Genomic DNA, 10158 nt, shown 5'->3' on the forward strand with positions numbered 1-10158 from the left:
TCCCTGCGGCGAAGCCGTGGGGAGGGGGACAGGCCGCAGGGTGGTGGAGGGGTCGACGCCATAAACGTCGGCTCAAGGCCGCCACCCCTCCACCATGCTTCGCATGGTCCCCCTCCCCATCGCTTCGCGACAGGGAGGATTAAAAGGGCCGCTTCCGCCCGAAACCCGCCGTCCGACATTGCCTTTTCCCCGCCGATGCCGCAGCCTGTCGGCAACAAGGGGGAGACGATGATGGTCAATTGGGTCTTGCGCGGCGCGGTCCTGCTGTGGGCGCTGTTCTTCTTCATGATCGGTGCGCGCGGATTGCTCGACCCGGCGAGCTATAGCGAGACCTTCGGCTTCACGATCAGCGGGGTCGCGATCAACACGCTGCGCGCCGACCTGTCGTCCTTTTTCCTGGTGTCGGCGGGGGCCGCGGCGCTCGGTGCGCTGGTGCCGTCGTGGGTGCGCGCGCTGCTGGTGCCGGCGGCGCTGTACGGCACCGCGCTCACCGGGCGGCTGATCGGCGTCGCGATGGGCGACCCGACCAATTTCGGGATCGTGCAGGGGATGATCGTCGAGGCACTGTCGGTGCTGCTGCTCGTGGGCAGCTGGTGGGTGCTGTCGCGCCCGGTGGCGGTCGCCGCGCCCGGCGAGCCTGGCTAATCGGCCGTTAACCGTTTCGCATTGCTTTTGCGCGATAATCTTCGCTCCTGCCGGTGGGGCGGGGGAGGACCGACCAATGACATCCGATATCGACCAGCGCAGCGGGCTAGGCCGCCGCAGCGAAGATCGCCGCAAGGCGCAGGACCCGAATTACGCAGGGCCCGAGCGCCGTTCGGGCCGCGACCGCCGTTCGGGGACCGATCGCCGCATCGTGTTCTGACCCTGCGCGATCCGGGCTGGCGTCCGGATCGGGGGCATATTAGGCTGGGCCGCAGAAAGGCCCCGCCATGACCCAAAGCCCGCTGCCGCGCCTGAGCGTCGATATCGTGTCCGACGTGATGTGCCCCTGGTGCATCATCGGCTGGCTGAAGTTCGAAAAGGTGATGGCGCATTTCGCGGGGCGGCTCGATTTCCGGGTGCAATGGCATCCGTTCGAGCTCAACCCCGACATGCCGCGCGAGGGCGAGGATGCCGCGAGCCATGTGATGCGCAAATATGGCATCACCGCCGAACAGAGCCGCGCGAACAGCGGCAAGATGGCGGGGGTCGCCGCCGAGCTGGGCTTCGCCTTCAACCGCGGGCCCGATTTCCGCATGCGCAACAGCTTCGATGCGCACCGGCTGCTGAGCTGGGCGGGGGCGCTCGAGGAGCCCGAGCAGGCCGAAGCGACGGGGGTGCAGACCGCGCTCAAGCTCGCGCTGTTCCGCGCGCATTTCACCGACAACCGCGATGTGAGCGATCATGACGTGCTGGCCGACGTCGCGGCGTCGGTCGGGCTCGACGCGGCGCGCGCGCGGGCGATCCTCGCGGGCGAGGAGTTCGGCGAGATGGTGCGCGTCGAGGAGGCCTATTGGGCCGACCAGAATATCACCGGCGTGCCGGCCTTCATCCTGGGCGGACGGATGCTCGTCCCCGGGGCGCAGGATCCCGAGGTGTTCATCCGCGTGATCGAGCGCAAGGTCCTCGCCGACGCCGCCTGAGGAACAGAGCCGCGCCCGTGCGCGTTGATCGGTCGTCCACGAAAGGAACGGCCATGACCCAAGACCCCCGCGACGACGCAGCCCCCGAAACGGTGAACCGCGAGCAGGAAGACGAAGAGGCGCAGGCGCAGAGCGTCGCCGAGGCGGCGCGGCACGAGCGGCGGCTGGGCGACAGCGACAAGGCGCCGTCGCGCGGCGAGGGCGACGATGCGCAGGATCTGGTCGACCATATGCGCCAGATGGAGCGCTCGGGGCGGATCGACATGGACGCCTATCGCGGCGAGCGGAGCGACGACGACGAGGATGGCGAACTGGGCGAGGGCGGGATCGAGGACGACGAGCCGCGCGGCGCGCCCTGACCGCGGCTTCGGTCCCATCCGGCGCCGCGGCGGTCCAGTCTGGCCCCGGTCGCCGCCATAAAGGACCATGCGCGTTGGGATTTTGCTAAGCCTGCGATGGCAGGATGGGGCCATGGCCGGTCCCGATTTCCTGTCGACCCATCGCCGTCAACGACGGCTTCGCAAGCCCGTGCGACCCCGCGGCGGCGTCGGGGCGATCCGTTTCGTCACGCCGGTGATGCTACTGGGCTTCGTCGCGACGCTGGCGGCGCTGCAGGCGCCGCCGGGCTCGTTCGACGGCGCACCGGCGCGGGCGATGGCGATGCTGTCCGGCGGTGCCGAAGCCGCGGCGCCCGCCGACCGGCTGACGGCGAGCTTCGCCCTCTGTCACAGCGGCGGCGGGATCAATTGCGTCGTCGACGGCGACACCTTCTGGTTCGGCGGCGAGAAATATCGCATCGCCGATATCGACACGCCCGAGACGCACCCGGCGCGCTGCGCCGAGGAAGCCCGGCTGGGCGATGCCGCGACGACGCGGCTGCGGGCGTGGATGAACGCGGGGGCCTTCAGCCTGGAAAGCGCGGGGCGCGATACCGATCGTTATGGCCGCAAGCTGCGCATCGTGACGCGTGGCGGGGCGAGCGTCGCCGACACGCTGATCGGCGAGGGGCTGGCGCGGCCGTGGGAGGGCAAGCGGCGGCCGTGGTGCTGACCGGCTTCAGTCGCGGCTTCGCGCCGCCTCCTTGGCGGCCTTGACCGCTTTCCGTGCGGCGGTTTCCGCCGGGTCGGCGTCTTCATCCTCATCCTCATCCGGATCGGGCAGAAATTCCCGACGCAGCGGCTCGTTCGGGCCGGCGAGCTGGCGGTCGATGTCGTCGGCGAGCAATTGGGCGACCGGGTCGAGCGGCTGCTTGCGCAGCTCGTCGCCGCGCGCGCTGAGCGCGGCGCTGCGCTCGCCCTCGGGCAGCGCCTGGACTTCGAGGTAGAATTTCACCGCGGCGAGCCAGGGCGCGTCGTCGGTCAGCACATCCTCGGCCCAGCGCGAGAAGGGGCCGCCCGCCGGAATCCAACGCTGTTCGTGGCGGTCGAGGAAGAATAGCAGCCGTGATCCGAGCGGCACCATATAGCGGGTGCAGCCGCCGATATAGGCCAGCGGGTGCGCGTCGACGAGTTCATAAGGGTTGCTGGGCAGCGCGAAACGGCCCGTCGCGAGCGCGATATCGAGCGACGTCGGCGCCGATGCCAGATCGCCCTTCAGCGCGGCAACCGGCCGGAGGTCGATCCGCACGCCGTCGGGACCGTCTGCATCATCGATTGCGACCCCGCCGGTGACGGTGGCGAGCAGGATCAGGTCGGCGCCGGCCGTCAGCTCCATATTGGTCGGCACGCGGTAGCCGGGCACCGGCGAGCAGGCGGCGGCGGGCTGGGCGGCGAGACAGGCGAGGGCGGCGAGCGTGGGAAGGAGGAAGCGCATCGCGCGATGCTAGCGCGATCGGGCCGGGCTTGAAAGCCGGTCGCTGAACCTCGCGATTTTCCGCTTGTCGGCGGTCGCTTTCTTTGCTGTTTCCTGCCTTCATCAAGGGGGAGCAGATCATGACATTGAAGATATTTGTGCTGGTCGCGGGCGCGTCGATCGGTCTCGCGGCGATGCCCGCGTCGGCGCAGGAAGCGGGCACCGCGCCCGAAGCCGCGCCTGCGGTGGAACAGACCTGCGAGCTGCACGTCTGGCCGACCGACAATTATATCGGCGTCAACATGGGGCTGCTGTCGGGGTTCGGGCCGATCGGCGCGGTTGCCGATATGGAGGCGCACAAGGGCAAGGTGGCGACGGTCAAGGACCTGATGCGCGAATATCTGGGCCCCGAGGTCCAGATGGCCGAGCTCGACCGGATGAACTATCGCGCGATGCTGAAACTGCCCGATACCTATCGCGTGATCCTCGAGGAGCCGACGCCGTTCAACGAGGATCTGAAGAACAATCCCGAGCTGAAGGCCAAGGTCAAGGCGATGAACGCCAAGATCAAGGCGGGCGAACGTTTGTCGGGGTCGACGAACCCCTGTTACGCCGAGCTGATCACCACGCACATCTTCTATCACAAGGCGATGATGTACGGCAGCAACCTGTTCACCGGCTGGATCTATCGCGAGTTCCCGGCGACGGGGAAGGCGAAGAAGACCGCGACGGGACAGGTCAAGAATCCGCTCGAGCATTTCCCGCCCAAGACGCCCGAGATGGTCGACCAGGCCAAGGCCGAGCTGCGCGACGCCTATTCCAAGGACTTCGCCGAATATGTCGAGAAGAAGGTGTTCGGCGGCAAGGCGGCCAAATAGCGCGGTCATTTTGCCGTCGCGGGCGTGGCCGAAGGACAAGGCGAACGCGGCTTTGGTGCAGCTGGACGCGATCATGCAACCGGCGTAGCGAAGACGCGTTCCCTTTCCATCCGCAGCAAGGAGACTCCCCATGGCAGAGCATGACCATAGCGCGATCAAGGAACATATGAACGTCGTCGGCGCCGACGGCGTCCATGTCGGTACCGTCGACCATCTCGACGGCGAGCGGATCAAGCTGACCCGCACCGACAGCCCGCAGACCGAGGACGGGCAGGGCGGCAAGCACCATTATCTGCCCGCCGGGCTCGTGGCGTCGGTCGAGGGCGACACGGTCCGGCTGTCGGCGAACGCCGCGAACGCGGTCGACCTGTTCGAGGAAGCCGAATAGGCAAGAGCGAGCCGGCGGCGCCATCGGGCGCCGCGGCATCGAAACCGGCCCATCCCGCCCATGCGGGGTGGGCCGTTTTCGTTGCGGCCGGCTTCGCGCGAGGGTTTTTGTGATTTTTCAACGCCTTTGCCTTAGGGTAGCACGGTCATGGGGGTGGAAGCGGATCGAAATGCGCGGCATGCGGGGCGCAGGGGCTGGCTGGCGGCGGCCGGTCTGCTGGCGTTCGCGCTCGGCTATGCGCTCGCCAACCAATATCAGCTGATCCACGACATCGCCTATCGGCTCGCGGCGCGCGACCCGGCGAGCGCCGCGAGCGCCCTTGCCGTGCTCGCGGCGCAGGCGGCGGGGCTGCTCGCGGCGCTGGTCTGGCTGCCGCGGCGCTGGGCGACGCTGCTGCTCGGGCTCGCGGGCGTCTCGATCCTGGTCAACCTGGGTTATAGCGGGCTGGTCCGCGAATTGCTGACCGCGGGGACGCTCGCGTGGATCGCCGCCGAGGCGCGGCAGGCGGGCAATGCCGCGGGCGAGTTCGGCGGGCCGCTGCTACTCGCGGGCGCGCAGACGCTCGCCGCCGTGGCCTGTCTCGCGGCGGCGCGCACGCTGCTGCTGCGATCGGGTCTGGTGCCGGCGGGACGGCGCCTTGCCTGGGTGGGCGCGGCGTTGCTGGTCCTGCCCGGGTTGCTGATCCGCCCGATCGAGCGCTGGCCCGAGGGAGCCGAGCGCAATCTGTACGGGCTGGCATGGGAACGGGCGACGGCCGCGCCGCCACCGCCGCGCGGGGCGGTGGCTTTGGTCCCCGATAGCGCGGGAGCGCCGCGGCATATCGTGTGGCTGATCGACGAGAGCGTCGCGGCGGCGCCGTTCGGGCGGCTGGTCGTGCCGACACTGGCAAAGGTGCCGCACAGCGACTTCGGGACCGCGGCGGCGCTGGGGCATTGCAGCGCGCCGGCGCAGGTCGCGCTGCGTTCGGGTGTCGATGTGCGAAAGGCCGGGAAAGATACGGATTTGCGCCGGACGCCGTCGATCTGGGGCTATGCGAGGCGCGCCGGATACCGCACGATGCTGATCGACGGCCAGACCGCGGGGGCACCGCAGAATCTGCTGCTGGCGCCCGAACGCGCGCTGATCGACGAACTGCGGCCGATGGCGGGGAGCATCGACACCGACCTGCGCATTGCCAGCGCTTTGAACGCACAGATGAAATCGCCGGGGAAGAGCTTTACCATGGTGGTGCTGCGCGGCGTGCATTTCCAGTATCGCGACCATTATCCCGCCGGCGCTATTCCGGCGGACAGCCCGGTGGCGCTGCAATACGACACCGCGCTGACTTGGTCGAAGCGCGGCTTTTTCGAGGCGCTGCTGGCGGGGGTCGATCGGCAGCAAGTCGCGATCGTCTACACCTCCGACCATGGTCAGAACCTGACGCCGGGCGCGCTGCCGCATTGCAGCCAGGCGCCGGTCGCCGAAGAATTCCGTGTGCCTTTGCTCGCCTTCCTGCCCGACGCGGTCGCCGGGCGCTATGCCGATGCGCCGCGGACCGGGCATTCGACGAGCCAGATCTTTCCCGCGACCCTGGGCTGGATGGGCTACGACCGCGCGGCGGTGCAGGCGCAATACGACCGCGACCTCGACGGGCCGACCCTGCGCTATGTGTGGTTCGGGCGCGGCGTGATCCCGACGGGCGATGAGGGCGAGGCGAGCGTCACCGCCGGACCCCATTTCCCCGGAACGGCAAGAAATTGATTTGTCGATCATATGAATTCGGCCAATATGATGTTGGCGAATAAAATAACGAGTCGCGACGCCTGTGTTTAACGACAGGGGGTGTTCGACATGACAGAGTTTACCGACAAGCTGGCTGCCATTTGCCGCGCCGAATATGAGCGCTGGGATAACGGCCGGGGCCGCGAAACCCAGGGTACGGACCAGCCAGGTATTTCCAAGGACTATTATCTGTTCGTCGAGGAATATTGGAAGAGCATAAATATCAACAATTTGACGGGGCGGACGGTGCAGAATGGCATCCGGCCGGCCTGGTCTTCGGCCTTTGTGTCCTTTTGCGTCCGCAAGGCGGGAGCGGGCACGAAATTCAAATATAGCCAGGCGCATTGCCACTATATCGACGCCGCGATGAAGGCGAGCGCGGGCGCCAACCCCGGCTATGGATATCAGGCGATGAAGCCCGGCGCCTACACGCCCAAGGTCGGCGACATCATCTGCGGCGGCCGCGAATATGCCAAGGCCTATGACTATGACCAAGCGAAGCTGATCTATCAGGCCGACAGCTTCTATCCGTCGCACGGCGACATCGTCGTCGAGGTCACGGCGACCCACGCGATCGCCATCGGCGGCAATATCGTCCACAATGTCGACCGCAAAAGGCTGCCGCTCGATGCCAATCGCAGGCTTCTGCCGCGCAAGGACGGAACGCGAAGCTATCCTTGGATCGCGGTACTGGCCTGCCAGCTGTGATCATGCCGTAGCGGTGACGCCGCCGTCGGCCGGGCGGTGCAAAAGGGGAGCCAGGTGCACCCGGCTCCCCCTCCCGATGCCCATGGGCGCAGCGACGTCGCTTCTGTCCCGAGCGGTCGCCGCGGCCAGGGCGTCGAATCAGTTGTTCGCGGTGCTCGCGCCGACATTGCCGCGCGCCTTGATCTCGGCGCGCGACAGCCTGGTCACCAGCCCGCGGGTCTTGCCGCTGGCGTCGCGATAGATTTCGGACAGCGGCACATTGTAGAGCTTGCCGCCCTTGATCACGACGACGACGTCGCCCTCGACGCTCTGTACCGTCCCGATGTTGGTGCCGCCCGCGTCGCGGATTTCGGCGCCGGCGCGGACGTCCTCGCGCGCCGCAAGCTTCAGGTCGGCGGGATCGACCGTCCGGTCGATGGCTCCGTCCATGCGATCGACGGTGTTGCCGAGCCGGTCGCTGACATTGCCCAGCGTGCCGCCGACATTGCCGGTGCCGACGCCGACCTGGTTCCCGACGCGGGTATCGCCGGCGCCGAGCTGCGCGAAGGCGGGTGTGGCGAGAAGGGCGGTGCCGGCCGCGAGGATCGCAAGGGCGTGGCGCATGATCGGTCTCCTTGGGTGGACAGGTGAAGAAACGGCGGTGCGGCCCCGCGCGTTGCGCGACCGCATCGGCGAATCCGACGGAGCGCCGCGCGCGTGCGACCGGCGGCGCCTCGTCCGCATCCCGTGCCTCCGGCAGGGCTGCAACGACCGGGATTCTTGCCATATCCGGCGGCTCGTCTCGAATCGGTTCGTCGTCCAAAAAAAACGCTTTACCGCCGCTGCTTTTCCCGCCACGCCCCGGACGGTTTTAACCAGGGGGTAATAATATGCGTAAGAATTTTTCCGTGGCGGTCGCAGCAGTCCTTGCTTTGGGGTTGGGGGGCTGCGCCACGGTGTTGAACGGCACGAAGACCGATTACACGTCTGAAACCAAGCCGGGCGGGGCGCTCGTCAAATTCTCGAGCGGCGAGGAATGCACCACGCCGTGCAAGCTCGAGTTCAAGCGCAAGAACGACCAGCGCGCCGACATCACGCTGGCCGGCTACAAGCCGACCTATGTGCTGATCCAGTCGAAGCTGGGCGGTTCGGCGTTCGGCAACATCCTGCTCGGCGGTATCGTCGGCGGCGTGGTCGACGGCAGCAACGGATCGAGCAACCGGCTCTATCCGCGGCCGCTGATCGTCCAGCTGGCGCCCGAAGGGTCGGACCAGGAAGCCGTGCTGCTCGACAAGGACGGCAAGGTCGTGATGACGGTCGCCGAACATAATGCATCGGTGCGCGTCGACGTCGCCAAGACGATCGGCCCGAAGCTCGCCGGTCTGGAAGAATAAGCATCGCGCGGGCGTCCGCGAGGACGCCGGCGGTCGAACGGGAGCGGGGCGCGCGGATCCGGACAGGACCGCGGGCCCCGCTTCCTTTTTGGCTCCGCGTCAGCCCTGGCGCGGCGCGGCGACCAGTCGGGTCAGCGTCGCGAGGCGGCGGCGTACATCGCTCCAGTCGCGCCCGGGATGCGCCTGGATCTGCCCCAGCAGCACGCGGATTTCCTTGCGGCGGTCGCCTTCGGTTACGGCCTGCATGGTTTGTCTCCTTTCGCTGCCGCTATAGCATCGTTCGGCCGGGCGTGCGCGCGGTTCGGCGCGGCGGTCAGTCGTTCCGCAGCATCCGCCCGGCATAGACGGCGTCGATCAGCGCGAAGAGCCGCGGGTCGTATTCGCGCAATTCGTCGCGGGTGTTGGCATGGTTGTGGACGCCGTCGCCGCCCCCGGGCCCCTCGCGGTTGGTGCCGAAATAGCTCTGCACGCCTTCGGCCCAATATTCGTTCCGGTGGCCGCCGGCGTAGGTGTTTGCCCACAGGCCGGCGCCGCGCGCATGCTCCCACGCGGCGGCCCAGGCCCTGGCGAAGCCGGGGTCGGCGGCGAGCGCCATTTCGGCGACGGTGTGCGCGAATTCGTGGACGAAGACATTCTCCTCGTTGCGGCCATCGAGCAGATTCTCCTCGGTCCCGGCGACGATCGGCAGCGCCGGCGTGGCGCCGAAGCCGCCCCAATAGGCGGCGTCGCGCGCCCGGCGCGGAAAGGCGGCGGCATATTCGGGGATCGCGCGCACGCTTTCGCCGCGCGCGAGGATGACGACGCGGACGCGCTGGGCGCGGAGCGCGGCGACGACCCCGGCGGGGCGGTCGGGAATGAGGGTCAGTATATTGGCGCGCGCCTTGCGGAGCGCGGCGTCGGAGACGCGCTGCGAGCCGAGGACGGGGATACCGCCGGCGTCGACATATTTGGCGTAGAAGCTGCGCGCGATGCCATAGTCGGCGTGGAGCGCGGCGGGCACGGGCGCGATCGCCTGCGCCGCGGCGGGGGCGGCGAGGGCGAGCGCGGCGGCGAGCGCGAGGAGGCGGGGCGCGGCGGTCAGTTGTCGTCGCGGCCGCGGCGGGCGCCTCGTCGTCCGGCGGGGGCTTCGGGTTCGGGCTCTTCGGCGATGCCCGCCCATTTGTCGTGATCGCCCGGCGTGTGGCAGAAGGCGTTGGGGGGCTCGATCCGTACCTCGCTGCCGGGTTCCCACAGGGTGAGCGCGGCGAGCGCGAAGCCGCCGGGGGTATCCTCGAACATCGCATCATAGGTACCGAGGAAGATGAGGTCCGAGCGAAAGGCGCGCCACAACCCGCGGCCGCGCGTCTTGATGCCGCCGAGGCGGAGGCGCACCGGCTCGAGCCGGTCGATCTGCGCCGCCCAGGGGTCGCGGACGGTCGAGAGGTCGGTGGTCGGGGCCTTGCCGTTGGTGGACCATGTGCGCTCGGCGGGCGGCGGGGCGAAGGCGATGCCGGGGTCGCTGCCGGTTTCGGCGCGGGTCATATAGGCGGTGAGGGCGACGGGCGCCTCCTCGAGGAAGCGCGCCGATTGCTCGGGCGTCGGCTCCCATTGCAGCGCGAGGCAGGGGGTGGGGAGGCTGGCGAGCGGGGATTGCG

General features: G+C 68.5%; 15 protein-coding genes. 10 read left to right on the forward strand and 5 right to left on the reverse strand.

All coding sequences use genetic code 11. From position 1 onward, the window contains the following. Positions 1 to 195 precede the first annotated feature (195 nt). The 5 genes from ATE62_RS22415 to ATE62_RS22430 all read left to right on the forward strand — a co-directional run bounded on the left by ATE62_RS22415 (position 196) and on the right by ATE62_RS22430 (position 2675). Entirely contained in the window at positions 196 to 645 is a 450-nt protein-coding gene (locus ATE62_RS22415) for a hypothetical protein (RefSeq protein ID WP_231736393.1), read from the forward strand. A 76-nt stretch (positions 646 to 721) separates the two neighbouring features. Then, entirely contained in the window at positions 722 to 865 is a 144-nt protein-coding gene (locus ATE62_RS23800; protein WP_197411778.1) for a hypothetical protein, read from the forward strand. 67 nt (positions 866 to 932) lie between these two features. Next, the gene (locus tag ATE62_RS22420) at positions 933 to 1625 is read left to right on the forward strand and encodes a DsbA family oxidoreductase (RefSeq protein ID WP_058810568.1); all 693 of its coding nucleotides are present in this window, start codon (positions 933 to 935) and stop codon (positions 1623 to 1625) included. A gap of 53 nt (positions 1626 to 1678) precedes the next feature. After that, positions 1679 to 1984: a hypothetical protein gene (locus ATE62_RS22425; protein WP_058810569.1), complete on the forward strand. Its 306-nt coding sequence runs from the start codon at positions 1679 to 1681 to the stop codon at positions 1982 to 1984. Between the two features lie 112 nt (positions 1985 to 2096). Then, positions 2097 to 2675 carry a thermonuclease family protein gene (locus tag ATE62_RS22430; RefSeq protein WP_231736395.1) on the forward strand — a complete coding sequence of 193 codons (579 nt, stop codon included), beginning with the start codon at positions 2097 to 2099 and terminating at the stop codon, positions 2673 to 2675. 6 nt (positions 2676 to 2681) lie between these two features. Here ATE62_RS22430 and ATE62_RS22435 read toward each other — a convergent pair whose 3' ends face one another. Continuing rightward, positions 2682 to 3437, reverse strand: coding sequence for a hypothetical protein (locus tag ATE62_RS22435; RefSeq protein WP_058810570.1), 756 nt, complete (start codon positions 3435 to 3437; stop codon positions 2682 to 2684). 119 nt (positions 3438 to 3556) lie between these two features. Between ATE62_RS22435 and ATE62_RS22440 the strand changes: the two genes are divergently transcribed. The 4 genes from ATE62_RS22440 (at position 3557) to ATE62_RS22455 (ending at position 7151) form a co-directional block, all read left to right on the forward strand. Next, positions 3557 to 4294 carry a hypothetical protein gene (locus ATE62_RS22440; protein WP_156420699.1) on the forward strand — a complete coding sequence of 246 codons (738 nt, stop codon included), beginning with the start codon at positions 3557 to 3559 and terminating at the stop codon, positions 4292 to 4294. Between the two features lie 130 nt (positions 4295 to 4424). Beyond that, on the forward strand, positions 4425 to 4682 hold the full coding sequence (locus ATE62_RS22445) for a DUF2171 domain-containing protein (RefSeq protein WP_058810572.1): 258 nt from the start codon (positions 4425 to 4427) through the stop codon (positions 4680 to 4682). Between the two features lie 153 nt (positions 4683 to 4835). Next, a complete protein-coding gene (locus ATE62_RS22450) occupies positions 4836 to 6422 on the forward strand; it encodes a sulfatase-like hydrolase/transferase (RefSeq protein ID WP_197412030.1) in 1587 nt (528 codons plus the stop codon). Between the two features lie 90 nt (positions 6423 to 6512). Then, the gene (locus tag ATE62_RS22455) at positions 6513 to 7151 is read left to right on the forward strand and encodes a DUF2272 domain-containing protein (protein WP_156420700.1); all 639 of its coding nucleotides are present in this window, start codon (positions 6513 to 6515) and stop codon (positions 7149 to 7151) included. A gap of 138 nt (positions 7152 to 7289) precedes the next feature. Here ATE62_RS22455 and ATE62_RS22460 read toward each other — a convergent pair whose 3' ends face one another. Further along, on the reverse strand, positions 7290 to 7754 hold the full coding sequence (locus ATE62_RS22460) for a hypothetical protein (protein ID WP_058810575.1): 465 nt from the start codon (positions 7752 to 7754) through the stop codon (positions 7290 to 7292). A gap of 266 nt (positions 7755 to 8020) precedes the next feature. Between ATE62_RS22460 and ATE62_RS22465 the strand changes: the two genes are divergently transcribed. Next, positions 8021 to 8524, forward strand: a complete 504-nt coding sequence (locus ATE62_RS22465) for a translation initiation factor 2 GTPase (RefSeq protein WP_156420701.1) — start codon at positions 8021 to 8023, stop codon at positions 8522 to 8524. A gap of 99 nt (positions 8525 to 8623) precedes the next feature. Here ATE62_RS22465 and ATE62_RS23805 read toward each other — a convergent pair whose 3' ends face one another. The 3 genes from ATE62_RS23805 to ATE62_RS23810 form a co-directional block, all read right to left on the reverse strand. Next, the gene (locus ATE62_RS23805) at positions 8624 to 8770 is read right to left on the reverse strand and encodes a hypothetical protein (RefSeq protein WP_197411779.1); all 147 of its coding nucleotides are present in this window, start codon (positions 8768 to 8770) and stop codon (positions 8624 to 8626) included. A 67-nt stretch (positions 8771 to 8837) separates the two neighbouring features. After that, entirely contained in the window at positions 8838 to 9524 is a 687-nt protein-coding gene (locus ATE62_RS22470) for a hypothetical protein (protein ID WP_058810577.1), read from the reverse strand. Positions 9525 to 9601: 77 nt separating this feature from the next. Continuing rightward, positions 9602 to 10158, reverse strand: a 557-nt coding sequence (locus ATE62_RS23810) for a hypothetical protein (protein WP_197412031.1), incomplete at its 5' end; no start/stop codon positions are given.

Origin of the sequence: Sphingopyxis sp. HIX, assembly GCF_001468285.1 — a bacterium.
Lineage (GTDB): Bacteria > Pseudomonadota > Alphaproteobacteria > Sphingomonadales > Sphingomonadaceae > Sphingopyxis.